Origin of the sequence: Sulfitobacter delicatus (genome assembly GCF_900102535.1) — a bacterium.
Classification (GTDB): Bacteria; Pseudomonadota; Alphaproteobacteria; order Rhodobacterales; family Rhodobacteraceae; genus Sulfitobacter; species Sulfitobacter delicatus.
Window position 1 is genome coordinate 415,244 of record NZ_FNBP01000003.1, and the last position, 23,690, is coordinate 438,933.

The following is a 23,690-nucleotide window of genomic DNA, read 5'->3' on the forward strand; positions in this document are numbered from 1 at the left end:
CTCCCGGCGGGTTGCCCCTGATATTACAGGGACAACCGTGCCGTGCAAGGCTCAGCCTAGGTTGCCCATGGCGACAGCCACATCGGCCATACGTACCGAGAAGGCCCATTCGTTGTCATACCAGCCCAGCACCCGCACCGTGCGGCCCGCGACGACAATGGTTTGGTCGGGGGCGAAGATGCAGCTTTCTTCAGTGTGGTTGAAGTCGATGCTGACTTTCTGCTCGGGATCATACGCCAGCACGCGTTTCATCGGACCATCCGCAGCGGCGCGGGCGGCGGCGTTGATCTCTTCGACAGTTACGTCGCGGCTGGCTTGGAAGGTGAGGTCGACGGCGGAGACGTTCGGGGTCGGTACGCGCATGGCGGTGCCGTCGAGCTTGCCTTTGAGGGCCGGCAGCACTTCGCCCAGAGCCTTGGCGGCGCCGGTGGAGGTGGGGATCAGTGCCATGGCCGCGGCGCGGGCACGGTAGAGGTCGTTGTGGCGGCGGTCGAGCGTGGGCTGGTCTCCAGTGTAGCTGTGGATCGTGGTCATCAGACCGCTTTCAATGCCGACCGCTTCGTGCATCACCTTGGCGAGCGGCGCGAGGCAGTTTGTGGTGCAAGAGCCGTTAGAGATCATCCGGTCCGAGGCAACAAGCTGGTCGTCGTTCACGCCAAAGACGATTGTTTTATCGACGTTTTTTCCGGGGGCGGAGAGCAGAACGCGTTTCGCGCCGTTCTCAAGATGCACATTGGCCTTATTGCCGTCGTTGAACTTACCCGTACATTCCAGCACCACGTCACAGCCGGACCAGTCAAGTTCTTCAAGGTTGTAGGTCGACATCATCTCGATGTCGTTCTGGCCGAGGTTCATATAGCCGTCGTCGATCTGTACGTCGCCGGGAAAACGGCCATGCACAGAGTCGTATTTGATCAGGTGAGCGGCGGTGCTGAGCGGACCGGTGGCATTAACCTTAATCACCTCAATGTCGTCGCGGCCCGAGGCGGCGATGTGGCTGAGCGTGCAGCGGCCGATGCGGCCAAATCCGTTAATGCCAACTTTGATGGTCATGGTGCAATCCTTGTCTCGGGCCTATGGCCGTATGTCTGGGGTCGCGCGCTCTATATCCGTGGGGAGCGGGCAGGGGAAAGGGGCAAAACCACTTGATTTCGGGATGTTAGCGTTAAACCTGCATGTTAGCGGTAAAGGTTGTCTGACGCCGGGGACTTGCCAGATGCGTGGCACATGCTACTTCGGACGGAACGGAACGAAGGGGCGAAAGATGAGCGGATTACTGGCACTTGTGGATGACGTGGCGGCGATCGCCAAGGTTGCAGCGGCGAGCGTGGATGATGTGATTGGCCAGGCGGCGAAAGCCGGGTCAAAGGCAGCTGGTGCGGTGATTGACGATGCTGCGGTCTCTCCGAAATATGTGCAGGGGTTCAGTGCCGAGCGCGAACTGCCGGTAATCTGGCGGATCACGAAAGGGTCATTGCGCAACAAGCTTGTTTTCCTGCTCCCCGCAGGACTGGCCCTGTCGAACTTCGCGCCGTGGGCCATTGCGCCGCTGTTGATGCTGGGCGGGGCGTATCTGTGTTTTGAGGGCGCTGAGAAGGTCGCGCATGCAATTGGGCTGTCTGAGGGGCACGCGGATTATCCGGAGAAGGATAAGGTGCCCGAGGACCCGGCGCATCTGGAAGAACAAAAGGCCGCGGGGGCGATCAAGACGGACTTTATCCTGTCTGCCGAGATCATGACCATCGCATTAGCCGCGATCCCCGAAAGTTCGTTTTGGATGGAGGCTGCGACCCTTGCGATGGTGGCGGTGATGATCACCGTGGCGGTATATGGCTCTGTTGCTTTGATCGTAAAGATGGATGATCTGGGCCTACTGATGGCCGAGCGCGGGCGCTTTGCCGCGACGCGTGCGGTTGGTCGGACGTTGGTGCGGGGCATGCCGGGGTTTTTGAAGCTTCTGACGGTGATTGGCACCGCGGCCATGCTTTGGGTCGGGGGATCGATCATCATTCATGGATTGGAGCAAATGGGATTTGCCGCGCCATATGAATGGATTCATCACATCGCGGTTGCCGTGGGCCACGCTGCGCCGGAAAGCCTGATGGGGGCGGTGGAATGGACCACGACGGCGGCGATTGATGGGGTGTTTGGCCTGCTGCTTGGCCTGCTGTTGATCCCGGTCGGCGAGAAGATTATTACGCCGATCTGGCGGAAGGTCTTTCACAAGGCGGCAGTTTGATCGCCTGTCTGTCGCGTTAGGCCTCGGCCCTTCTGCGCGGTAGAGAAACAGCGAGCAGGCCAAGCGTCGTGACTTGGCCTGTAATTGCATAGATGCCCAGAGCGGCGAGCGGACTGCCACCGGTGGTTAGCCAGAGCATCGCTGCGAGACCGCCGGTCGTCACGCCGCTTAGGATATAGGCTAGGGCCATGAAATGTCCTTTGGTCCGGATTTCACTACACATCATAGAAGCAGTTCGGACACGAGTTGGCAACTTTAGGTTGCTGTGGGTGTCGTCGCGTAACTTTAGGTGGTTTGGACTATGGCAAAGCAAAAACCCGTCCGGCGGACCGGACGGGTTTTGCGTTTCCTAGTAGATGTCGCAGTTCAAAGCAGTGCTTTGGCTTTATCCGCGACATTCTGAGCCGTGAAGCCGAAGCGCTCGAACAGTTCCTCTGCCGGAGCCGAAGCGCCGAAACGGTCCATGCCGACAAAGTCAGCTTTGCCGAACTTCCCGCGCTCGCCCAGCAGCCACTGATCCCAGCCCTGACGCACACCGGCCTCGATGCCGACGCGCACGGCGCCACCGGGCAGCACGCGCTTCCGGTAGGCGTCGTCTTGGGCCGCGAACAACTCCATACAGGGCATGGAGACAACGCGGGTGCCGATGCCTTCGGCCTGCAACAGATCACGCGCTTCCATTGCCACATGCACTTCCGAGCCGGTGGCGATCAGAATGACCTGACGTTTGCCCTCGGCATCGGCGAGCACATAGGCACCTTTTTCGGTAAGGTTGTTGTTCTTGTGCTCCAAACGCACGGTCGGCAGACCCTGACGGGTCAGCGAGAGAACCGACGGCGTGGTTTTGGAGGTGAAGGCAATCTCCCATGCTTCCGCCGTTTCCACGGCGTCGGCGGGGCGGAAGACATAGGTGTTGGGCGTGCTTCGCGAAATCGCCAGATGCTCGACCGGCTGGTGGGTCGGGCCGTCTTCGCCCAGACCGATGCTGTCATGGGTCATGACAAAGGCCGTGGGGATTTGCATCAGGGCTGCAAGGCGCATGGAGGGGCGCGCGTAGTCGGTGAAGCACATGAAGGTGCCGCCGTAGGGGCGCAGGCCGCCGTGCAGCGCCATGCCGTTCATCGCCGCCGCCATACCGTGCTCACGAATGCCCCAGTAGACATAGCGCCCGCCACGGTTGTCGACATCGAAGACACCCAGATCAGAGGTCTTGGTGTTGTTCGAGCCGGTGAGATCCGCCGAACCGCCGACAGTTTCGGGCAGGATCGGGTTCAGAACTTCGAGGGCTTTCTCGCTTGCAGCGCGGGTCGCCATTTTCGGCGCGGACTCGGAGATTTGTTTCTTAAACGCCTTGACGGTCGCGCTCATCTTCTTGGGCGCGTCCAGTGCCAGTGCACGGTTGAAGGTCTCACGCTTGTGGCGGGGCATCTTGTCAAAACGCTCTTCCCATTCACGGCGCGCGTCGGCACCGCGTTTGCCGATCTCTTCCCATGCGGATTTCACATCGGCAGGCACTTCGAAGGGGCCGCTCGTCCAGCCATAGGCCTTTTTGGCCTCGGCCATTTGGTCGGCATCGGTCAGCGCGCCGTGGCCTTTGGAAGTGTCCTGCGCCGCGTGGCCCAGAGCGATGTGCGTTTTGCAGGCGATCATCGTCGGCAGGTCGGTGGCTTTCGCCTCAGTCAGGGCCGCGTCGATCTCATCGGGGTTGTGGCCGTCGATTTCGATGACATGCCACTGGGCTGCTTTGAAGCGGGCGACCTGATCGGTATTGTCCGACAGGGAAACCGGGCCGTCGATCGTGATGCTGTTATTGTCCCACATTACAATGAGCTTTGATAGCTTGTGACGACCCGCCAGCGTGATCGCCTCTTGGCTCACGCCTTCCATCAAGCAGCCGTCGCCCGCGATGACATAGGTGTGGTGGTCCACGACCTTCTGACCGTACTGCGCGCGCAGCATTTCCTCGGCCATCGCGAAACCGACGGAATTGGCGATGCCCTGACCGAGCGGGCCAGTTGTTGTCTCAATCGCGTCAGCGAGGAAGTTCTCCGGGTGGCCCGCGGTGCGCGCGCCCATCTGGCGGAAGTTCTTCAGTTCCTCGATCGGGAACTGCTCATAGCCCGTCAGGTGCAGCAGCGAATAGATCAGCATCGAGCCGTGGCCCGCCGAGAGGATGAAACGGTCGCGGTCGGGCCAAAGCGGGTTGGCCGCGTCGAACTTCAGGTGCTTTTCAAAGAGCACAGTGGCCACATCGGCCATGCCCATCGGCATGCCGGAGTGGCCAGAGTTCGCGGCAGCGACGGCGTCAAGGGTCAGCGCGCGGATGGCGGTGGCCTTGGACCAATGATCAGGGTTGGCTTGGGCGAGGGCTTGAAGATCCACGGGGGGGCATCCTTTGGGGCTGAGGCAAATTTGGCCCGTGCATACCAGCGAACGGGCAAAGTTCAAGCATAACCGGCCCCGGCGTGGGCGGGTCGGCGCGGATCGGCGGCGGCGTCGGATGAACAGCGCCCGCCAAGCCGCTGAATCAAAAGGGGGGGCGCATTTGCTTGCGGCTTTGGCTAGGATCGCAGAAACCGGCCGTCGGAGCGATTCGCCGCGCGGTGCTTGGTGCCAAGTTGGCGGGCTTTCCCAAAGCTGGACGCCGCCGCGCGCCCGACAGGATAAGAACGAGTGAGGAGACTTCATGCTGATGAGCGAACTTGACGAGTATCAACGCCGCATCACGGCCGCGATGGACCGGGTCGCCAAGGGGCTAGACCGGATGAATGCCGCGCCGGCGGAGCCTGATGAGGATATCGTGCAGGCGCTCGAGGAAGAACGCCTCGCCAATGCGCAGTTGAACGAGCGTATCCGCACCTTGAAGGACGGCTATGAAGGCGAGCTTTCCGCGCTGCGCGATCAGGTCGAAGCCGGTGCCGCGCAGATGGGCCAGCTTGATCTCGACCTGCAGCGGCTGCGTCAGGCCAATGAACAACTGTCGGAGGCTTGTGAGAAACTGCGCGAGGCGAATGCCGAAGGGCTGGCCGACCCGAAACTGATTGACACCGCGCTGGTAGCCGAGTTGGAGAGCCTGCGCGCCACACGGGCGGTTGAGATGGCCGAGGTCGACGCCGTGCTCAGCGCACTTGCCCCGCTGGTTGAGGCGACGGAGGCCGAGGACGATCCGGCGCAGGACATGCCTGAAGAAACAGATGAGACCGACGCTGCGAAGACAGGAGACACCAACTGATGCCCGAAGTCAGGATCACCATCGGCGGCCGCCAGTTTGAGGTCGCCTGTCAGGAAGGCGAAGAAACCTATCTGCACGCCGCCGCCAAGATGCTGGATGACGAGGCCCGCGTGCTGAGCGATCAGGCGGGACGGATCCCCGAGGCGCGGATGTTGCTCATGGCGGGTCTGCTTTTGGCCGATAAGACGGCCAGCGTCGAAGACCGTATCGCCGAAGTGCGGGCCGAATTGGCCGAGCGTGAGGCTGAACTGGCCGCCTTGCGCAATGTGAAGGTTGAACCCGAGCGCATTGAGGTGCCGGTCGTGCCACAAGGCGTCAAGGACACGCTGGCCGAACTCGCTGCCCGTGCTGAGGCGCTAGCTGCCGAGGTTGATGAGAAGAGCGCCGACTAACCGACAGACGCGGCGCGTCCTTTCGCAGGATTGCGCCGCGCTTGCGAATATGCTCTGGGGCGGCATCAGGACCGCAATGCGGTGACCTTTATGACCAGCAGCAGGATGTTCTTCATGACCGACAAGCCCCGCATTATCATCTCCAGCGACCACGCCGACATCGCCTTGCGCCAAGACATTGCGCGCCATGTGGCCGAGCGTGGTTTTACGGTTGAGGACATTGGACCCGAGACTGCCGACAGCACCGATTACCCCAAACACGGCGAAGCGGCAGCACGACGCATTGCGGCGGGGGAGTTTGACCTTGGCATTTTGATTTGCGGCACGGGGCAGGGCATCATGATGGCAGCCAATAAGGTCAAAGGCATTCGCTGCGGGGTCTGCTCCGATACGTTTTCGGCCAAGATGATCCGGGCGCATAATGATGCGAATATGCTGTCGATGGGCGCGCGGGTGATCGGGGGCGGTCTGGCGCTTGAGATTGTGGATGCGTTTCTCGACACCGCGTTTGAAGGCGGGCGTCATGGCCGCCGCGTGGATATGATCACGGCGATTGAAGACTGAGACAAAGGCACCGCCGGGACGCGCCCGACCTGGGGGGCGTTCGGGACGGTGTTTTTGGCGGGTCGGCCCCGCAAACGCTAGGCTTTATGGAATTCGCTACGTTGCAATCACGCCCTCCGGGAGGAGGTCGGGCGTGGCCCGGCGGTGCCGGGCGGTGGGATGCGACACTAGATACAAAAACACCCCGGAGGGCCAAGCCGCTCCGGGGTGTTTTTCGTCTAACCTGTCGTCGCTTCAGCCGTTGGCTTCGCGGATCTTATCCGCAGCGTCCTTGTCAAAGGCCACACCGTTTTCGGCAAAGAGTGTGTCCAACTCACCCGACAACGTCATCTCGGTGATGATGTCACAACCGCCGACAAACTCGCCTTTGACGTAAAGCTGCGGGATGGTGGGCCAGTCAGAGAAATCCTTGATCCCTTGGCGCAGACCTTCGTTGGACAGCACGTTCACATCCGAAAAATCCACGCCCATATAGTTCAGCACCCCGGCCACACGGCTGGAGAACCCGCACTGCGGCATCTCCTTGGTGCCTTTCATAAACAGCACCACGTCGTTTTTGGTGATCTGCTCTTTGATCTGGCTTGCAGCATCGCTCATGTCATTTGTCCTTCGCATCTGATTTCTTGAACGCAGCGTGATAGCGCCGCGCATAGGTTTCATCATCGGCCCAGGGCTTCACGTCCACCTCGGCACCGCCGAGGAAAAACCCGCCCCGTTTCCGGGTCCAGTTCGTATGCCCGCGCTCAAGGCTCTCGTTGCGCCGCGCCACGCTGGCCACGGCATCAAGGTCCATCGCCTCCATCCCCAGCGGCACCTTGCCGGTCTCAGGACGGGCAGGCTGGCGCTGCGACAGGGGCACATGGCGACCCGCCCGCGCGCGGTGCTGGGCATAGGCCACGGCGGCGATAACGCCCAGAACCGCGCCTATGACCCAGACCCACATGATCAGTCCGGCGCCCGTGTTGTCAGCGCCAGCGCGTGCAGATCGCCGTTCGAGCCGTCCATCTTGCCTTTTAGCGCGGCGTAGACGGCGCGTTGCTGTTGCACCCGGTTCATCCCGCGAAAGCTTTCGTCCACAACCATCGCGGCCATATGCACACCGTCATTGCCTTCGACGGTGATCTTGGCATCTGGAAAAGACGCGCGGATCAGGTCTTCGATTTCGCTGGCTTGCATCGGCATTTCGGGTGGCTCCGGCTGTTCATGTAATCTTGTGCTAGATGTAGTGCCGCTCAGCGCCGCGTGCAAGCCGATGGCGCCGGGGTTTCGCGCATTGACCTTTGGGCGCGAAGCGCGACACTCTGGCGGCGATAGGAAAGGAAACAAGATGGACCGCATCCCCGAACAGGCGCTCGCATGGGCCGAGGCCGGACAGCCCGTGGCGCTGGCCACGGTGGTCGAGACTTGGGGCTCCGCGCCGCGCCGCGCCGGGGCGCAATTGGTCGTGGCGGGCGACGGGACGATGATGGGCTCGGTCTCGGGCGGCTGCGTTGAAGGGGCCGTGGTGATCGAGGCGCTGGAGGCGCTGGAAGACGGCAAGACGCGGCTGCTGGAATATGGCGTCAGCGATGGCGACGCCTTTGCCGTGGGGCTGGCCTGTGGCGGGACGATCAAAGTGCTGGTCGAGCCGGTGAGGCCGGATGCGTTGAGCGTCGAGTTGCTGAGCGATCTGGTAGCGGCACGGGCGGCACGCGAAGCCGTCGCCTATGAGGTGGCGCTTGATGGCAGCGCTCGACGGTTGGTGAGCGAAGGCCATACCGACAGGTTCCGCCGCGACCGCTCAGGCGTGGACGAAGACACCGGACGCTTTATCGCCATCCACAACCCGCCGCTGCGTCTGGTGATCGTCGGCGCGGTGCATATCGCGCAGCATCTGGTCGGCATGGCGCGCGAGGCGGGCTTTGACCCCGTCGTCGTCGATCCCCGCGAAGCCTTTGGCTCGCCCGCGCGTTTCCCCGACTGCAAGCTGATGAACGACTGGCCCGACGCGGCCCTGCGCGAGATCGGGCTGGATGCGCGCTCTGCCGTGGTGTTGCTGACCCATGACCCAAAACTCGACGATCCGGCCCTGCATGTGGCGCTTGGGTCTGAGGCGTTCTACATCGGCGCGCTTGGCTCGACCCGGACCCAGGCCAGCCGTTTGGCGCGGTTGGAAGAGGCGGGTCTTGACCAGGACCAAGCCGCACGTATCCACGGCCCCGTGGGGCTCAACATCGGCGCCGCCAGCCCGGCAGAGATCGCGGTGTCGATCCTCGCCGAAATGATCCAAACCCTGCGCCGCCCATGAAATTTGGCCCGGTCCCTCTGAGCGACGCCGAAGGCGCGACGTTGGCGCATTCGGTGGCTTTGCCTGAAGGTCGGCTGCGCAAGGGCAGGGTGCTGAGTGCCGACGACATCACCACCATGAACGCCGCCGGGATCGCCGAAGTCATCGTCGCGCAGCTTGATCCCGAAGATGTGGACGAAGACACCGCCGCCGCCCAGCTTGCCAAGGCTCTTTGTGGTCCGGGGCTGCGGATGTCGAAGGCCTTTACCGGGCGGGTCAATCTGCTGGCCGATGGGCCCGGTGTGGTCGAACTGGACCGCAACGCGTTGGAGGCGGTGAACGCAGTCCATCCGATGATTACATTGGCCACCGTGCCGCCGTTCCAACAGATGGCGGCGGGCGGGATGGTCGCGACGATTAAGATCATTTCCTACGGGGTGCCTGAAGCAGCCTTGAACGCCGCCTGTACCGCCGCGGGCAGCGACGCGTTGCGCCTCCGAGCGCCACAGCTGCGCGATGCGACCTTGATCGTGACCAACGTAGAAGGCGGCGCGGGGGAGAAGGGCCGGGCCGCGATTGAGGCCCGACTTGACACGCTTGGCGTAGGGCTGACGGACGTGGTTAGCGTGCCGCACCAGGTCGAGCCTCTGACCGACGCCATCGCCAAAGCCACGACCGACCTCGTCCTGATCCTCACCGCTTCTGCCACCTCTGACATCAACGACGTCGCGCCCACGGCCTTGCGCCGGGCAGGCGGAGAGGTCGAACGCTTCGGCATGCCCGTCGACCCCGGCAACCTGCTGTTTCTCGGCCAGCTTAATGCGCGACCGGTCATCGGCCTGCCGGGCTGCGCCCGCTCGCCTGCGCTGAATGGGGCGGATTGGGTGCTGTCGCGGGTGATCTGCGGCGTCCCGGTCACCAGCCAGGACATTGCGGCGATGGGCGTCGGTGGGCTGCTGAAAGAAATCCCGACACGTCCACAGCCCCGCGACCCGGGCAAGGGGGCGGGCGGGCGCTGATCGAAAGACCTGCGAAAAAACCTGTTCTCAACGTAGACGTGTCGTGCTTAACTGCCCTTAACAAGCGTACAAAAACGGGAGGACGAACATGACACAGGTCAAGATGACCGTGAACGGCAAAGCCGCGTCGGGCGAGGTAGAGGGCCGCACGCTGCTGGTGCATTTCCTGCGCGACGATCTGGAACTCACCGGCACCCATGTGGGCTGCGACACCAGCCAATGCGGGGCCTGCGTGGTTCACGTCAACGGCAATGCGGTCAAGGCCTGCACCATGTTCGCGGTTGAGGCCGATGGGGCCGAAGTTGAGACCATCGAAGGCCAAGCGGCTGAGGATGGCACGCTCAACACCATCCAGCAGGCGTTTCAGGACCACCACGGGCTGCAATGCGGCTTTTGCACGCCGGGCATGGTGATGTCGGCGGCGGCTCTGCTCAAAGACAACCCCAAGCCTTCCGAGGCCGAGGTGCGCCATTACCTCGACGGCAACATCTGCCGCTGCACGGGCTACCACAATATCGTCAAGGCGATCATGGCCGCCAGCGGTCAGGACGTGAGCGCGCTCGCGGCAGAGTAACGTCGCGCCAGAACACAGTCGCGCTGCGCATACCGGCCACGGCGGAGGGAGGTCCGCCAGACCCGGCAGCCGCGTGACAGATAGGGTGCTCGTGCACCGTCACCAAACGGGAGGACAATATGCCAAAGGATATCGAACCAGAGCGCGGAATTGGGGCAAGCAGCAAAAGGCGCGAGGACGTGCGTTTTCTGACCGGCACAGGGCGCTACACCGATGACATAAACCTGCGCCGCCAGACCCATGTCTTTTTCCTGCGCTCGGATGTGGCGCATGGCAGGCTCACCGGGGTCGATACCTCGGCAGCCGAAGACATGCCCGGCGTGCTCAAGATTTTCACCGGTGCGGACTTTGCAGAGATCGGCGGCATGCCTTGTGGCTGGCAAATCACCGACAAACACGGCCAGCCGATGCAGGAGCCGAAGCACCCCGTCTTGGCCCATGAAAAGGTCCGCCATGTGGGCGAGCCGATTGCCGCGGTGGTGGCCGAGACTTTGGCCCAAGCGCGTGACGCGGCTGAGGCGATTGTCGTCGATATTGATGAGTTGCCCGCTGTGGTGAACATGAAGGACGCGGTCAAAGAGGGTGCGCCCAAGGTGCATGACGATCTGACCAGCAACCTGTGCTACGATTGGGGCTTCGTTGAGGAAAACAAGGCCGCGGTGAATAAGGCGTTTGAAGAGGCCGCCCATGTCACGACCTTGGAACTGGTAAACAACCGCCTCGTCGCGAACCCGATGGAGCCACGTGTGGCGATCGGCGACTATAACCGCGCTGACGGGGAGCATACGCTCTACACCACCAGCCAGAACCCCCATGTGATCCGCCTGTTGATGGGCGCTTTCGTGCTTGGCATCCCTGAGCACAAGCTGCGTGTGGTGGCCCCGGATGTGGGTGGCGGTTTCGGCACCAAGATCTTCCATTATCAGGAAGAGGCTTTTTGCACTTTCGCGGCCAAAGCCGTCGGACGCCCGGTCAAATGGACATCGAGCCGCTCTGAAGCCTTCATGTCCGACGCCCATGGCCGAGACCACGTGACCAAAATCGAACTGGCGCTGGACGCAGACAACAACTTCACCGCGCTGCGGACCGATACCTATGCGAATATGGGGGCGTATCTGTCGACCTTCGCGCCCTCGGTGCCGACATGGCTGCACGGCACCCTGATGGCCGGGAACTACAAGACGCCGCTGATCTATGTGAACGTCAAAGCGGTGTTTACGAACACGGTGCCGGTTGACGCCTATCGCGGTGCGGGGCGGCCTGAGGCGACCTATCAGTTGGAGCGGCTGATCGACAAAGCGGCGCATGAATTGAAGGTCGACCCGATCAAGCTGCGGCGGCAGAACTTTGTCACTGAGTTCCCCTATGCCACGCCTGTGGCGGTGGAATATGACACCGGCGATTACAACGCCACGATGGACAAGCTTGAGGAGATCGCTGACCACGCGGGCTTTGAGGCGCGGCGCAAGGAGAGCGAGGCCAAGGGCAAGCTGCGCGGCTTTGGGGTGAACTGCTATATTGAGGCTTGCGGCATCGCGCCGTCGAACCTTGTCGGCCAACTCGGCGCAAGGGCGGGGCTCTATGAAAGCGCCACCGTGCGGGTCAACGCCACTGGCGGGCTGGTTGTCATGACCGGCAGCCACAGCCACGGGCAGGGGCATGAGACCTCTTTCGCGCAGGTGGTGGCCGACATGATCGGGATCGACGAGAACATGGTCGAGATCGTGCACGGCGACACGTCGAAAGTGCCGATGGGCATGGGGACCTATGGCTCGCGCTCGCTCGCCGTGGGTGGCAGTGCGATGGTCCGGGCGACGGAGAAAGTCATCGCCAAGGCCAAGAAGATCGCCAGCCATCTGCTTGAAGCCTCGGAAGGGGATATCGAGTTGAAGGACGGGGCCTTTAGCGTGGCGGGCACGGATAAATCCGTGGCTTGGGGGGATGTGACCCTCGCCGCCTATGTGCCGCATAACTATCCGTTGGAGGAGATTGAGCCGGGGCTGGAAGAAACGGCATTCTACGACCCGTCGAACTTTACCTACCCGGCGGGCGCCTATGCCTGCGAGGTGGAGTTGGACCCGGAGACCGGCCATGTGAGCATCGAACGCTTCACGGCTGCCGATGACTTCGGCAATGTGGTGAACCCGATGATCGTGACGGGACAGGTGCACGGTGGTCTGGCCCAAGGGATCGGGCAGGCGCTGTTGGAAAACTGCGCCTATGATGAGGACGGCCAACTGCTCAGCGCGTCTTATATGGATTACGCCATGCCGCGGGCGAGTGACCTGCCGTTCTATGATGTTGACCATTCCTGCCAGACGCCCTGTACGCACAACCCCTTGGGGGTGAAAGGCTGTGGCGAGGCCGGCGCGATTGGGTCGCCGCCGGCAGTGGTCAACGCGGTGCTTGATGCGATGCGCTCGGGCGGGAAGGATGTGGGCCATATTGATATGCCGGTTAGCCCGGCGCGGGTTTGGGAGGCGATGAATGGGTGACGGATGGCGCCTGTTGATGCGGCCGGGGGTTTTGCACCCCCGGACCCCCGCAAAGTATTTTGAGCCAAAAAGAGAAGGGGCCTGCGCGGATCGCGGCTCTTGGGAAGGATGAGAGATGTATGATTTCGAGATAGAACGCCCGGGCAGTGTGGCGGATGCGGTTAAGGCTTTGGGGCAGGAGGAAGCGCAGGCGCTAAGTGGCGGGCAGACGTTGATTCCGACCCTGAAGGCGCGCTTGGCGATGCCTTCGGTATTGGTCTCGCTGGCTGGGATCGATGAGATGAAGGGCGTCGAGATGCGTGATGGCGCGCTGTGGATTGGCGGCGGGACGACCCATGCTACGGTGATGCGCGAGGCGGCAGATGCCTACCCGGGGCTGGCCAGCTTGGCGGCGCGGATTGGCGATCCGGCGGTGCGTAACCGGGGCACCATCGGTGGATCGCTGGCCAACAATGATCCCTCGGCTTGCTACCCAGCGGCGGTGCTCGCAAGCGGGGCGACGGTGCAAACCGACCGGCGCGAGATTGCGGCGGATGATTATTTCGACGGGATGTTCGCCACTGCCTTGGAAGAGGGTGAGATTGTTACCGGAGTTCGTTTTCCGATCCCGCAGGCTGCGCATTACGAGAAGTTCATCCAGCCCGCCTCGCGCTTCCCACTGGTCGCTGCTTTCGTGGCGCGTTTTGAAGGTGGTGTGCGGGTGGCGATCACAGGGGCTTCGAACGATGGGGTTTTCCGCTGGAGCGAGGCAGAAGCTGCGTTGAACGACCGATTTGCGGCGGGCGCGCTCGATGGTTTGACCCTTGATGGCGGCGATATGATCAGCGATTTACATGGCAGCGGGGCGTACCGCGCCCATCTTTGCGGGGTGATGACCCGCCGTGCGGTGCAGGCGATCGGCTGATAGCTGATAACAAACGGATTTGATTGGCCGCGTCCCCGTTTGGGGGCGCGGTGTTTTTATGGGCTAAGCCGTTGATATTGGATAGCGGAACTTGCGTCCCCATTATGCGTTAGGAGACAAGCGCTGCCCGAACGGCGTTCCCGTAATAATGAGGACGTAAGCATGAAAAATCTATTCCGATCAACGACTTCGCTGACTTTGAGTCTGGCGCTGGCATTCCCCCATGGCGCCTTTGCGCAGGATCAGGACGTGCCTGAATGTGGACCGGTCGGCGAAGCCAGTGAGTTTCCCTGTGCTTTTGATGATCAAACCATCGAAAATGCGGATGAGCTACGGATTGCGGCAGATCTGAGCGCGAAAGCAGAGGCGGAAGCCGGCGAGGGCGAGGCCAGCGCTGAAGCTGAGGCCGAAACAGAAGCAGAGAGCGGTTCGCTCTTGGAAGAGGCTGGCGACGCCGCTGATGCTGCGACGACAGCCGTAACGGATGCGACAGAGCAGGCTGCAGAGGTAGCTGAAGACGCAGCCGCAGCGGCTGAAGCACAGACCGAGGCGGCCGCTGAGGAAGCCGAAGAGGTTGCTGAACAAGCAGAGGCAGCAGTGGAGGCAGAGGCTGAAGCCACTGCTGAGGCAGAAGTGACCGCAGAGGCGGAAAGCAATGCCGAGGCTGAAGTTACCCCAGAGGTGTCCGATGAAACGGCCCAGATCCGCAAAGAGCGCGGTCTTCCGCCGCTGGAAGAAGAGGCATCCCCTGAAGAAGCCGCAAATGCCCAGGCCTCTGCTGAAGCTGATAGCGAAACCGCTGAGATAGAAGCCGAGCGCGGCGTTCAGACTGATGCCGATGCAGCTGCCACAACAGATACCGATGTGAAAACGGACAGCACCGCCGCGGCAACCGAAGACGGTGAGGCCAATCCAGAAGCTGAGGCAGCAGCTGAGGCGGGGATGACCGAAGAGCAGCGTCAGGCACAAGAGGAACGCCGTGCGGAGCGTCGCGAAGAGCGTCGGGCAGAGCGCCGCGCCGAGCGTGAAGCAGCCGCAGCCGCCGCTGCTGCCGCAGCCGAGAATGAGGCAGAGGCCGAAGTGGTTACTGAAGAGGTGACCGAAGAGGACGTGCGCAGCTCGGACGAAGACTTTGAGACCGAGGTTACCGCAAGCGGTGAAACCGCGGCAGCCGTTGAAGACAACGACAGCGGCATGTCGGACTTTGAGAAAGCGCTACTTCTCGGGCTCGGCGCCGTGGCTGTGGGCTCTGTGCTGAACAACGGTGAGAAAATCGTCAGCCGTTCCGGTGACCGTGTGGTCGTACAAGACCCCGATGGTGAACTGCGTGTTCTGAAGGACGACAACGCTCTAATCCGCCGTCCCGGTGATCAGGTGCAGACCCAGACCTTTGACGATGGCTCCACCCGTACCATCGTGACCAAGAACGACGGTACCCGTATCGAGACGATCCGCTCGCGCGATGGCTCGGTTCTGCGCCGGACCCATTTCGATGCACAGGGGCGTGAATACGTACTTGTAGACGATCTGGTTGAAGAGCGTGAAGTTGTGGTGAGCGAGTTGCCGCAGGTTCAGGAAACGCCCGAACCGCGCCGTGCAAGTGCGCAGGACGAAGAAGCGCTGCGCCGTGCTCTCCAAGCTGAACTGCGCAACGACCAAGGCCGTAGCTTCTCGCTCCGTCAGGTGCGTGAAATCCGCGAAGTGCGTTCGCTTGCGCCAGAGTTGGAGTTGGATGCTGTGCGCTTCCCAACCGGCTCCGCTGCGATCCAGCCGGAACAAGCCCGCGCATTGGCCAATATCGGCACCACATTGCGCGATCTGATCCAGAAGGACCCGCGGACGGTGATCCTTGTTGAAGGTCATACCGATGCGGTAGGCGATGCGTCCTATAACCTGGCGTTGTCTGACCGCCGTGCTGAGACGGTTGCTCTAGCCCTGACGGAGTACTTCAACGTGCCGCCAGAGAACCTGATCACGCAAGGCTACGGTGAAAGCCAGTTGCGAGTGCCGACGAACAGTGCTGAGCCTGCAAACCGCCGTGCTGTGGTACGTAACATCACCGGTCTGCTGCGGTAATTGCAGTGCTATAGAATGCGAAACGCCCCCGGAGTGATCCGGGGGCGTTTTACGTTGTGGAAACGAAAAGCGGCGCTTCTAGAGCGCCGCAGTTCAAATCACTTGTTGGGCAGAGGCCCGATTACCATGACCATCTGGCGGCCTTCCATCTTGGGGAAGTTCTCCACCCGGCCCATCTCTTTGGTGTCTTCAGCAACACGCTCGAGCAGTTCACGACCCAAGTTTTGGTGCGCCATCTCGCGGCCACGGAAACGCAGCGTGATCTTCACCTTGTCGCCGCCTTCGAGGAACTTGAAGACGTTCCGCATTTTCACATCGTAATCGTTCGTGTCAGTGTTCGGACGGAACTTGACCTCTTTGATCTCGATAATCTTTTGCTTCTTGCGGGCTTCGCTCTCGCGCTTTTGCTGTTCATATTTGAACTTGCCAAAATCCATGATCTTACAGACAGGCGGATTGGCGTTGGGCGAGATCTCGACCAAGTCGAGCCCAGCTTCGTCGGCCATTTCCATGGCCCGCGACGGGGTCACAACGCCGACGTTTTCACCGTCCGCACCGATCAGGCGGATTTCGTTAGAGCGGATCTTGTCGTTGACGCGCGGGCCGGTGTCTCTTTGCGGCGGCGCGTTATGAGGTCTGCGAGCGATGGTGATGGTCCTTTGATTGTTACCTATTCCGAGATTGCAAGGTAAACCCGCACGGGGGGTTCTTCAAGCCGCAAAATCACGCTCTTGCTGGGGTTTGCGCGGTTTTGCCCTTGTCGCCAGACGATTGTGGCGTAATTGACGAGGGAACACGCGGGCGGCTAATCTCGTCGGGCGTGGCTACGTCATAAGGGGAATAACATGAAGAATTTGGTCTGGTTGGTGGTCGCGGCGATTATTGCGCTTGGGGGCTACATGCTTTTCACCGGCAAGGGGCCGCAGGAAGTGGCCACAGAGGCGTCGGACGCGATCAATGCCCCTGCTGTCGTTGACGAAGTGACCGAGGCTGCCGAAAAGGCGGGCGAGGCGATCAACGAGGTCGTCGACGATGCCACGCAGAGCGCGAATGACGCGGCAGAAGAAGTGACCGAATAGGGTCGGGAAACCGGACCCACAGCGCCAGCTGTGCAAAAGGCCGCGGTCCGGATATGGACGCGGCCTTTCTTGATCATGAGATTCGTTTCGCGCCTATTCGGCGGCAGGCTTCATCTGAAAGCCTTCTTTGATCTGATCCGCAGGCGTGACCGGATATTCGCCAGAGAAACAGGCATCGCAGTATTGCGGACAGTCGGCCTTGCGGCCTTCTGCCTCGCCAACTGCACGGTAGAGACCGTCGAGCGAGATGAACTTCAGGCTGTCGACTTGTAGGTGATCGCGCATCTCTTCTTCGGACATAGTGGCGGCCAAGAGCTTTTCGCGTTGCGGCGTGTCGACCCCATAGAAACAGGGCCATGCCGTCGGGGGAGAGGCGATGCGGAAGTGGACTTCGGCAGCGCCCGCGTCGAGGATCATTTCCTTAATCTTGCGCGAAGTCGTGCCGCGCACCACCGAATCGTCCACAAGGATTACGCGCTTGCCCTTGATCAGGGCCCGGTTAACGTTGAGCTTGAGCCGCACGCCCATATTGCGGATCTGCTCCGTGGGCTCAATAAAGGTGCGGCCCATATATTGGTTGCGGATGATGCCCATCGCATAGGGAATACCGGATTCCAGACTGAACCCGATCGCCGCAGGGGTGCCGCTGTCGGGCACGGGGCAAACCAGATCGGCGTCAACGGGGCTTTCCTTGGCCAGTTCACGGCCAATGTTTTCGCGAGTTTCATAGACCGACCGACCGCCGAGGATACTGTCGGGGCGGCTAAAATAGACATGCTCGAAGATGCAAAAGCGAGAGGCCATGCGGCGGAAGGGGAAGTGGCTTTCGACACCCTTTTCCGTAATGACCACCATCTCGCCGGGCTCAATCTCGCGTACAAATTCGGCCCCGATAATATCAAGCGCACAGGTTTCCGAGCTTAGGGCCCAACCATCCCCGACGCGGCCCAGCACCAGTGGGCGCACCCCCAGAGGGTCACGGACACCGATCAACTTGGTGCGGGTCATGGCCACGACAGAGAAGGCACCCTCAACCCGGCGCAGAGCGTCTTCCATCCGCTCGGGGATATTGCGCTGCAACGAGCGCGCCATCAGGTGAATGATGCACTCACTGTCCGACGACGACTGAAAGATCGAGCCATGCTCAATCAACTCGCGGCGCAGAGCGTTGGCATTGGTGATATTCCCGTTATGCGCAATCGCAGCACCGCCCATGGCAAATTCGCCAAAGAACGGCTGCACATCGCGGATCGCGGTCGGGCCTTTGTCGCCAGAGGTGGAATAGCGCACATGGCCAATGGCCAGCTCGCCCGGCAGGGTCTGCATCACGTCTTGTGATGTGAAATTGTCCCGCACATAGCCAAAGCGACGCGCGGATTGAAAGCCGGCTTCGGGATCATAGCTGACGATACCGCCCGCTTCTTGGCCCCGGTGCTGGAGCGCGTGCAGGCCCAGAGCGACAAAGGTGGCAGCATCAGCAACGCCGATTACGCCGAAGACGCCGCATTCCTCCTTTAGCTTATCCCCGTCATCGCTGTCGCGAAGGTAGGAAGTGTCAAAAGGATGGGCGGGCGGCATGAGCTTGGACAACGGGGCAACTCCGGTTCCGGGTGGGATCGCTGCCTATGTAGGGGCTTCGCGAGCCACTGTCACCCCGCATGTGACGTGATCACGGCGGCGGGCCGAATTATGCGAGGTCATTGCCTGAAGAGTTTGCGCTGACGCTGAATAAACAAAAGGCGCCCGCAGAAGGGGCGCCCGTGTTATTCCGACGTCATTAACGCTGCGTTTAGGCGCTGCACTTCCCGACGAGCGCTTCATAGCGGTTGGTGATCCAGCCAAGCGCCTCTTGCGGGTCTTTTTCTTCGATCTGGCCGGTGAACTGCGAGAACACAGCGGCAGAGCGGCTGTCGTCAACGGCAGCGGCGCGTTCGCCAGTGATCACCGTGTCATAGACGAAGAAGGCAATCGCCACGAGTACCACGCCGCGGATGACGCCAAAGATAAAGCCCAGACCTTGGTCGATCCCGCCCAACATTGAGCGATGCACCAGCGAGGAGAACAGCGGCGTAAACAGGGAGACGATGATCAGGGCTGCGGCAAAGACCAGAGCAAAGGCGCCGATGACCGACAATTCGCAGCTATCGGCAAGAAATTCGCCAACATAGGGCAACTCGCGCACCAGAGGCTCAACCTGCGGCGCAAAGAGAAAGGCCAGAACCGCGGCGGCGATCCAGCCCACGATGGCCATCAATTCGCGTACCAGCCCGCGGCCATAGGCCAGCAGCGCCGAAAGCACGATGACCACGGCCACAATCCCGTCAACAATGGTAAAACCGTCCATGCGTGTCTTGCCCTTTTGATTGGGGGGATCAGCCCGCCCCGAAAATTTCGCCAACAAACCCGGTCAGATCGCTCATGGTATTCAGCGTAATTCCGGTCGCACCCACAGCTTTCCCGCCGCGCGGTGCAATAGCGCTCGTAAAACCAAGTTTTTGCGCCTCTTTCAACCTGTTTTCCGTCTGGCTGGCAGGGCGCAGGGCACCGGATAGGCTGATTTCGCCGAAAACAACCGTTTCGGCGGGCAGGGCGGCGTCTTCTCGGGCCGAGAGAATGGCGGCTGCGACCGCAAGATCGGCGGCGGGTTCCGAGATCTTCATGCCGCCCGCCACATTGAGGTACACATCCAACCCGGCGAAAGGGATGCCACAGCGCGCTTCCAGAACGGCGAGAATCATCGCGAGCCTGCCCGAATCCCAGCCGACCACCGTGCGCCGCGCTTGCGAATGGGGCGAGGGTGCGACGAGGGCCTGCAGTTCCACCAGTACTGGGCGGGTGCCCTCGATCCCGGCAAAGACCACCGACCCCGGCGAAGGTTGGCCACGTTCAGAGAGGAAGAGCGCGGAGGGGTTTGTTACCTCAGCCAGTCCGCCACCGGTCATCTCAAAAACGCCGATTTCATCTGCCGGACCAAAGCGGTTCTTGACCGCGCGCAGAATGCGGAACTGGTGACCGCGCTCGCCTTCGAAATAGAGCACCGTGTCGACCATATGTTCGACCACGCGCGGACCGGCGATCTGACCCTCTTTGGTGACGTGACCCACAAGGATCACCGCCACGCCGCGCCGTTTGGCGAAACTGGTCAGCTCATGCGCGGCTGCACGAACCTGACTGACCGACCCCGGCGCGCTCTCGACGTTGTCAGCCCACATGGTCTGGATGGAGTCGATGATCGCAAGCTGCGGGCGTTCGGCTTCGAGCGTGGTCAGGATGTCGCGCAGGTTGGTCTCGGCCGCGAGCTTCACCGGAGCATCCGCGAGCCCCAGCCTCTGTGCGCGCATCCGCACCTGTGCACTGGCCTCTTCGCCGCTGACATAGATCGTTTTCAAGCCAGACTTCGCGAAATGCGCGGCGGCTTGCAGCAGCAAGGTCGATTTGCCGATCCCCGGATCTCCGCCGACCAGAATGGCGGAGGAGGGGACCAGCCCGCCACCCAACACGCGGTCAAGTTCAACGATACCGGATTGCGCCCGTGGAGGCGGGGTCTCTTGCGTTGCGAGGTCGGTGAGTTCGACCGAAGAACCACGCCGCGCGCCGAGCGATTTACTGGGGGGACCGGCAGAGATGCCCTTGTCTTCGACAATCGAGTTCCAAGCGCCACAAGCGTCACAGCGCCCGGACCATTTGGAGTGTTTTGCACCGCATTCGGTGCAAGAAAAGCTTTTGGAGGATTTTGCCATTTGATCTTGTCGCGCAGGCGCAGGGCCGCGTCAAAGGGAAAACGTCCGGCCATCGGAGCGGGTGTTCCAGGGGGGGAACGCCGACAGGCCGGACGCAGGCCGCTCAGATCACTCAGCGGCTTTGGGGGGCAGATCGATCACGATGTTATCGAGTGTGGTCGAATCGGCTTTAGGCTGTTCTGCCGGCTCTTCCGTGGGCACCACACGTTCGAGGCCGAGTTCTGGCATGATCTCCTGCATCTCGTCGCGCAGCCGCTCTAGCTGTGCCACAGCAACGCTTTCTTCAAGCTCCACCTCATGCAGCCAGTGCTTCATCTCGGTCGAGATCGCCTTTGCCTGGTCAAGACGGCTGTTGAACAGTTCAACCTCTTCCTGACGCTGTTTCAGAAAGCTGCGGGCGCGGGCGATTTTGTCATCGGAATAGACCTCCGCCAAGTCACGTGCCACATGGCTCATCTGGGCCGCCATTTCGAGCACCGTTGGCTCCAGCGTGCTCAGGTCAGGGTGGTCACGAAGGTAGGCGAGCCTCTCGCGCACCGAGTCGAATTCGGAACTCAGCTGAAACGTGTCGGCACGGTCAGCGGCGTGGACCGCGGCATAAGCACGTGCGACATCCTGCATTCCTACAGCAAATTTGCGGTGCGAGTTCTCAAGCTGCATGATGCGTTTGTTTGCAGGTAGGAAAAAACACAGGCCGATGGCCAATGCGGTCAATGCGAGCTGGGCATACATGCCAGCGTTCTCAATAGGTGCGCCGTTATATTCAATCGGCAGGCTGATCCAATTCCACTGGCCGAGAGCCGCCATCACGGAGGCAAAGCTGAGCGCAAGTGCCGCAACGAGGAATAGTGCAACGGCGATACGCTGGAACAGGTACTGAATAAGATAGGCAAAATCACGAAGCTGGGTCATTCATTCTCCCCCCTGGAAGATAAGCGAGTTTCTGCCGATTAAACCCCGTCTGACTCAGTTTGTTCCCGCGTTCTGATCCAAAAATGCGCAGGCTCCCACCCTTAAGCTTAAGCATTGTTGCACAAGTCGCTGCATCCGCAGAATTATTTTGCGCTGTTCACCCGGATGTGATCGCCCAAAAAAAGCGCTTTAGTCCGGAAAAACATGATTCTGACCGGAGGCACGAGCGGTTTTTTGCTAATGTATTGGGCTCACTAGGCGGACATTAGCGGCGGTAATGGCGTTCGTATCTTGTGCCCAGTCCGGTTAGCACTTCGTAACCAATTGTTCCGGCCCAGTCGGCCAAATCATCTACGGTCTGTGTCGTGCCCAACAGTTGGAGACGATCGGGCACCTCAGACAGTTGTGTCACATCAACGGTAATCAGGTCCATCGACACACGGCCCAAGATCGGCAACCGCTGTCCGTCGTGATATAACCCTGCGCGGTCTGTCGCGTTGCCCATCGCGCGCAGCAGCCCGTCCGCATAGCCGCCCGATACAGTCGCAACCGTGGTCGATGCTGCTGCGGTCCAGCTGTTGCCGTATCCCACAGTCTCGCCGGGCGCGACCTCGCGGGTCTGGATCACCGGCAGGTCCAAAGTCACGACAGGGCGCGCGTCAGCGAAGGGCAGACCGCCGTAGAGGCCAACACCCGGCCGGGTGACGTCGAAATGGTAATCAGACCCCAGCAGAATGCCCCCTGTGGCGGCCAGCGACCGTGGGGCTTCGATGCCTTGGGTCATCTCCCGAAACGCGCTCAGCTGTGCGGCATTCATCGGGTGGTCCGGCTCATCCGCGCAGGCGAGGTGCGACATCACGAGGCTCGGCTGTTGCGCCAAAGCGATGTCGCGCAGGGCGGCCCATTCAGCAAGCTCCATCCCCAATCGGTTCATCCCACTGTCGAGCTGGATGCCAAACAGATGGCCGGGCAAGGTCTCAACCTGACGCAGCAGCTGTTCGGTCGAGTTGATCATCGGGGTCAGCTCGGCGCTGCGGATCAGCTCGGCATCGCCCGCCATATGGCCGGAAAAGACATTGATCACCGGCCCATGCCCAAGGGCGCGGCGCAGGGCCAGGCCTTCTTCGGCCTGAGCGACAAAGAACTGACGGGCACCGGCTTCGGCCAGGGCCGTCCCAACCTGTGCCACCCCAAGCCCGTAGCCATCCGCTTTGACCACAGCACCTGTCTCACTATCAGATAGACGGTCAAGGGCGCGCCAATTGTCGGCGAGGGCGGTGAGGTCGATGGTCAGGGTCGCAGTGCTCATGGGCAATGGTTTGAGCCGGAACGCGGGGGGAGGTCAAGCAACCATCTGCGCCCTTACGTCATCCGGGACAAGGTCAAGGCGACTTTGCTACACTTCTGTGCAGAAGAACGTCGGAATGGCGGGGAGCGGGGGCTATGTCACGGATCAGGATCATGTTCGGCCATGCGGGTGTCAGCCTGATGGCGCTGGCCTGTCTGCTGGCCATCATTGCGATGCTCTGGGGCGCGCCGCTATGGTGTTGGGGCTTGGTCCCGCTGGGCGTCGGCGCGCAGATGTTGAACGAGTACAACCTGCACCGGCATATCTTTCACCTCGACCCGCCGCGGCGGCAATGGGCGTTCAACCTGCTTTACCGCGCACACTACGGGCATCACGACTTTCCCACCAATCACGGGCTGTTCTTTGTGCCGCTATGGGTGGCGCTGCCGATGCTGGCGGGGAATTTCCTGTTGGTGTGGGGCATTGCCACGCTGTTCGGACTGCCTTCCGCGATCTGGATTGCTACGGCGATTGTCCCTGTAGGCGGCGTGCTGACGTTCTTGGGGTATGAATGGTTCCATATGACAGCGCATCTGACCCGAGAAACGCGCGAAAGTTGGTGATGCCCTGAGGGGCGGCATATCATGGCGGTGTTCAGACGCCGTCGATTCTCTGCTGAGAAAAGGATATGCCACATGTCAGAGTCTACCATCACCCAACTGCCCGATCCATCGGGATTTAGCGCCGATCCGTTCACGGATGTCATCCGCGATGGCGCGCGCAAGCTGATCGAACAGGCGGTCCAGGCCGAGCTGGCCACCCTCATGGCGGCCTTTTCCAATGAAAAGCTTCAGGATGGGCGGGCACGTCTTGTCCGTCATGGTCACCTACCGGAACGCGATGTGATGAC

General features: G+C 61.3%; 24 protein-coding genes and 1 pseudogene. 13 read left to right on the forward strand and 12 right to left on the reverse strand.

Annotation, left to right across the window (positions count from 1 at the left end; all coding sequences use genetic code 11):
* Nucleotides 1-51: 51 nt before the first annotated feature.
* Nucleotides 52-1,053, reverse strand: coding sequence for a type I glyceraldehyde-3-phosphate dehydrogenase (gap, locus tag BLS57_RS08405; RefSeq protein WP_093741126.1), 1,002 nt, complete (start codon nt 1,051-1,053; stop codon nt 52-54).
* A 211-nt stretch (nt 1,054-1,264) separates the two neighbouring features.
* On the opposite strand from gap, the gene BLS57_RS08410 reads away from it, so the two are divergent.
* Complete coding sequence (locus tag BLS57_RS08410) at nt 1,265-2,239, forward strand: DUF808 domain-containing protein (protein WP_093741128.1); 975 nt, start codon at nt 1,265-1,267, stop codon at nt 2,237-2,239.
* 16 nt (nt 2,240-2,255) lie between these two features.
* Here BLS57_RS08410 and BLS57_RS19740 read toward each other — a convergent pair whose 3' ends face one another.
* The gene (locus BLS57_RS19740) at nt 2,256-2,429 is read right to left on the reverse strand and encodes a hypothetical protein (protein WP_167356389.1); all 174 of its coding nucleotides are present in this window, start codon (nt 2,427-2,429) and stop codon (nt 2,256-2,258) included.
* Nucleotides 2,430-2,605: 176 nt separating this feature from the next.
* On the reverse strand, nt 2,606-4,621 hold the full coding sequence (gene tkt, locus BLS57_RS08415; RefSeq protein WP_093741130.1) for a transketolase: 2,016 nt from the start codon (nt 4,619-4,621) through the stop codon (nt 2,606-2,608).
* Between the two features lie 310 nt (nt 4,622-4,931).
* Between tkt and BLS57_RS08420 the strand changes: the two genes are divergently transcribed.
* The 3 genes from BLS57_RS08420 (at nt 4,932) to rpiB (ending at nt 6,427) form a co-directional block, all read left to right on the forward strand.
* A complete protein-coding gene (locus tag BLS57_RS08420; protein ID WP_208597538.1) occupies nt 4,932-5,471 on the forward strand; it encodes a hypothetical protein in 540 nt (179 codons plus the stop codon).
* Complete coding sequence (locus BLS57_RS08425) at nt 5,471-5,863, forward strand: cell division protein ZapA (RefSeq protein WP_093741132.1); 393 nt, start codon at nt 5,471-5,473, stop codon at nt 5,861-5,863. The genes BLS57_RS08420 and BLS57_RS08425 overlap by 1 nt, the downstream gene beginning before the upstream one ends.
* 114 nt (nt 5,864-5,977) lie before the next feature.
* The gene (gene rpiB / locus BLS57_RS08430; RefSeq protein WP_093741230.1) at nt 5,978-6,427 is read left to right on the forward strand and encodes a ribose 5-phosphate isomerase B; all 450 of its coding nucleotides are present in this window, start codon (nt 5,978-5,980) and stop codon (nt 6,425-6,427) included.
* Between the two features lie 234 nt (nt 6,428-6,661).
* Here the strand turns inward: rpiB and grxD are convergent, their stop codons facing one another.
* The 3 genes from grxD to BLS57_RS08445 are packed head-to-tail and all read right to left on the reverse strand — an operon-like array spanning nt 6,662 to nt 7,609.
* Nucleotides 6,662-7,024, reverse strand: a complete 363-nt coding sequence (gene grxD / locus BLS57_RS08435) for a Grx4 family monothiol glutaredoxin (protein WP_093741134.1) — start codon at nt 7,022-7,024, stop codon at nt 6,662-6,664.
* 1 nt (nt 7,025) lies between these two features.
* Nucleotides 7,026-7,370 carry a hypothetical protein gene (locus BLS57_RS08440; protein WP_093741136.1) on the reverse strand — a complete coding sequence of 115 codons (345 nt, stop codon included), beginning with the start codon at nt 7,368-7,370 and terminating at the stop codon, nt 7,026-7,028.
* A gap of 2 nt (nt 7,371-7,372) precedes the next feature.
* Entirely contained in the window at nt 7,373-7,609 is a 237-nt protein-coding gene (locus BLS57_RS08445; RefSeq protein ID WP_093741138.1) for a BolA family protein, read from the reverse strand.
* A 145-nt stretch (nt 7,610-7,754) separates the two neighbouring features.
* On the opposite strand from BLS57_RS08445, the gene BLS57_RS08450 reads away from it, so the two are divergent.
* The 6 genes from BLS57_RS08450 (at nt 7,755) to BLS57_RS08475 (ending at nt 15,761) form a co-directional block, all read left to right on the forward strand.
* Complete coding sequence (locus BLS57_RS08450; RefSeq protein WP_093741140.1) at nt 7,755-8,714, forward strand: XdhC family protein; 960 nt, start codon at nt 7,755-7,757, stop codon at nt 8,712-8,714.
* Nucleotides 8,711-9,712, forward strand: a complete 1,002-nt coding sequence (locus tag BLS57_RS08455) for a molybdopterin-binding protein (protein ID WP_093741142.1) — start codon at nt 8,711-8,713, stop codon at nt 9,710-9,712. The genes BLS57_RS08450 and BLS57_RS08455 overlap by 4 nt, the downstream gene beginning before the upstream one ends.
* Before the next feature lie 88 nt (nt 9,713-9,800).
* Entirely contained in the window at nt 9,801-10,286 is a 486-nt protein-coding gene (locus BLS57_RS08460) for a (2Fe-2S)-binding protein (protein ID WP_093741144.1), read from the forward strand.
* A 119-nt stretch (nt 10,287-10,405) separates the two neighbouring features.
* On the forward strand, nt 10,406-12,781 hold the full coding sequence (locus BLS57_RS08465) for a xanthine dehydrogenase family protein molybdopterin-binding subunit (RefSeq protein WP_093741146.1): 2,376 nt from the start codon (nt 10,406-10,408) through the stop codon (nt 12,779-12,781).
* Nucleotides 12,782-12,896: 115 nt separating this feature from the next.
* Nucleotides 12,897-13,685: an FAD binding domain-containing protein gene (locus BLS57_RS08470; protein WP_093741149.1), complete on the forward strand. Its 789-nt coding sequence runs from the start codon at nt 12,897-12,899 to the stop codon at nt 13,683-13,685.
* Nucleotides 13,686-13,847: 162 nt separating this feature from the next.
* Nucleotides 13,848-15,761, forward strand: a complete 1,914-nt coding sequence (locus tag BLS57_RS08475) for an OmpA family protein (RefSeq protein WP_093741152.1) — start codon at nt 13,848-13,850, stop codon at nt 15,759-15,761.
* Nucleotides 15,762-15,859: 98 nt separating this feature from the next.
* On the opposite strand, the gene infC is transcribed toward BLS57_RS08475, so the two are convergent.
* Nucleotides 15,860-16,435 carry a translation initiation factor IF-3 gene (gene infC, locus BLS57_RS08480; RefSeq protein WP_341868828.1) on the reverse strand — a complete coding sequence of 192 codons (576 nt, stop codon included), beginning with the start codon at nt 16,433-16,435 and terminating at the stop codon, nt 15,860-15,862.
* Nucleotides 16,436-16,606: 171 nt separating this feature from the next.
* Between infC and BLS57_RS08485 the strand changes: the two genes are divergently transcribed.
* Entirely contained in the window at nt 16,607-16,840 is a 234-nt protein-coding gene (locus tag BLS57_RS08485) for a hypothetical protein (protein WP_093741158.1), read from the forward strand.
* 93 nt (nt 16,841-16,933) lie between these two features.
* On the opposite strand, the gene purF is transcribed toward BLS57_RS08485, so the two are convergent.
* The 5 genes from purF to alr all read right to left on the reverse strand — a co-directional run bounded on the left by purF (nt 16,934) and on the right by alr (nt 22,801).
* Nucleotides 16,934-18,418 carry an amidophosphoribosyltransferase gene (gene purF / locus BLS57_RS08490; RefSeq protein WP_093741161.1) on the reverse strand — a complete coding sequence of 495 codons (1,485 nt, stop codon included), beginning with the start codon at nt 18,416-18,418 and terminating at the stop codon, nt 16,934-16,936.
* 211 nt (nt 18,419-18,629) lie between these two features.
* Nucleotides 18,630-19,184, reverse strand: a complete 555-nt coding sequence (locus BLS57_RS08495; protein WP_093741163.1) for a CvpA family protein — start codon at nt 19,182-19,184, stop codon at nt 18,630-18,632.
* A 28-nt stretch (nt 19,185-19,212) separates the two neighbouring features.
* Nucleotides 19,213-20,580 (reverse strand): DNA repair protein RadA, encoded by a 1,368-nt coding sequence (gene radA, locus BLS57_RS08500; protein ID WP_093741166.1) that lies wholly within the window; start codon nt 20,578-20,580, stop codon nt 19,213-19,215.
* A 108-nt stretch (nt 20,581-20,688) separates the two neighbouring features.
* Nucleotides 20,689-21,492, reverse strand: coding sequence for a DNA repair protein (locus BLS57_RS08505; RefSeq protein WP_093741168.1), 804 nt, complete (start codon nt 21,490-21,492; stop codon nt 20,689-20,691).
* Nucleotides 21,493-21,757: 265 nt separating this feature from the next.
* Nucleotides 21,758-22,801 (reverse strand): alanine racemase, encoded by a 1,044-nt coding sequence (alr, locus tag BLS57_RS08510; RefSeq protein ID WP_093741170.1) that lies wholly within the window; start codon nt 22,799-22,801, stop codon nt 21,758-21,760.
* A 134-nt stretch (nt 22,802-22,935) separates the two neighbouring features.
* Between alr and BLS57_RS08515 the strand changes: the two genes are divergently transcribed.
* Complete coding sequence (locus BLS57_RS08515) at nt 22,936-23,403, forward strand: hypothetical protein (protein WP_244153631.1); 468 nt, start codon at nt 22,936-22,938, stop codon at nt 23,401-23,403.
* A gap of 72 nt (nt 23,404-23,475) precedes the next feature.
* Nucleotides 23,476-23,690 (forward strand): annotated as a pseudogene (locus tag BLS57_RS08520) (IS256 family transposase); the annotation flags it as partial.

Bases quoted from the DNA above. Each gene is read 5' to 3' on its own strand.
- BLS57_RS19740 (WP_167356389.1), bottom strand. From the start codon at position 2,429: ATGGCCCTAGCCTATATCCTAAGCGGCGTGACGACCGGCGGTCTCGCA.
- radA (WP_093741166.1), bottom strand. From the start codon at position 20,580: ATGGCAAAATCCTCCAAAAGCTTTTCTTGCACCGAATGCGGTGCAAAA.
- BLS57_RS08470 (WP_093741149.1), top strand. From the start codon at position 12,897: ATGTATGATTTCGAGATAGAACGCCCGGGCAGTGTGGCGGATGCGGTT.
- alr (WP_093741170.1), bottom strand. From the start codon at position 22,801: ATGAGCACTGCGACCCTGACCATCGACCTCACCGCCCTCGCCGACAAT.
- BLS57_RS08455 (WP_093741142.1), top strand. From the start codon at position 8,711: ATGAAATTTGGCCCGGTCCCTCTGAGCGACGCCGAAGGCGCGACGTTG.
- grxD (WP_093741134.1), bottom strand. From the start codon at position 7,024: ATGAGCGATGCTGCAAGCCAGATCAAAGAGCAGATCACCAAAAACGAC.
- BLS57_RS08475 (WP_093741152.1), top strand. From the start codon at position 13,848: ATGAAAAATCTATTCCGATCAACGACTTCGCTGACTTTGAGTCTGGCG.
- BLS57_RS08505 (WP_093741168.1), bottom strand. From the start codon at position 21,492: ATGACCCAGCTTCGTGATTTTGCCTATCTTATTCAGTACCTGTTCCAG.
- BLS57_RS08450 (WP_093741140.1), top strand. From the start codon at position 7,755: ATGGACCGCATCCCCGAACAGGCGCTCGCATGGGCCGAGGCCGGACAG.
- BLS57_RS08485 (WP_093741158.1), top strand. From the start codon at position 16,607: ATGAAGAATTTGGTCTGGTTGGTGGTCGCGGCGATTATTGCGCTTGGG.
- purF (WP_093741161.1), bottom strand. From the start codon at position 18,418: ATGCCGCCCGCCCATCCTTTTGACACTTCCTACCTTCGCGACAGCGAT.
- BLS57_RS08495 (WP_093741163.1), bottom strand. From the start codon at position 19,184: ATGGACGGTTTTACCATTGTTGACGGGATTGTGGCCGTGGTCATCGTG.
- BLS57_RS08460 (WP_093741144.1), top strand. From the start codon at position 9,801: ATGACACAGGTCAAGATGACCGTGAACGGCAAAGCCGCGTCGGGCGAG.
- BLS57_RS08420 (WP_208597538.1), top strand. From the start codon at position 4,932: ATGAGCGAACTTGACGAGTATCAACGCCGCATCACGGCCGCGATGGAC.
- BLS57_RS08425 (WP_093741132.1), top strand. From the start codon at position 5,471: ATGCCCGAAGTCAGGATCACCATCGGCGGCCGCCAGTTTGAGGTCGCC.
- BLS57_RS08445 (WP_093741138.1), bottom strand. From the start codon at position 7,609: ATGCCGATGCAAGCCAGCGAAATCGAAGACCTGATCCGCGCGTCTTTT.
- BLS57_RS08410 (WP_093741128.1), top strand. From the start codon at position 1,265: ATGAGCGGATTACTGGCACTTGTGGATGACGTGGCGGCGATCGCCAAG.
- rpiB (WP_093741230.1), top strand. From the start codon at position 5,978: ATGACCGACAAGCCCCGCATTATCATCTCCAGCGACCACGCCGACATC.
- gap (WP_093741126.1), bottom strand. From the start codon at position 1,053: ATGACCATCAAAGTTGGCATTAACGGATTTGGCCGCATCGGCCGCTGC.
- BLS57_RS08440 (WP_093741136.1), bottom strand. From the start codon at position 7,370: ATGTGGGTCTGGGTCATAGGCGCGGTTCTGGGCGTTATCGCCGCCGTG.
- BLS57_RS08515 (WP_244153631.1), top strand. From the start codon at position 22,936: ATGTCACGGATCAGGATCATGTTCGGCCATGCGGGTGTCAGCCTGATG.
- BLS57_RS08465 (WP_093741146.1), top strand. From the start codon at position 10,406: ATGCCAAAGGATATCGAACCAGAGCGCGGAATTGGGGCAAGCAGCAAA.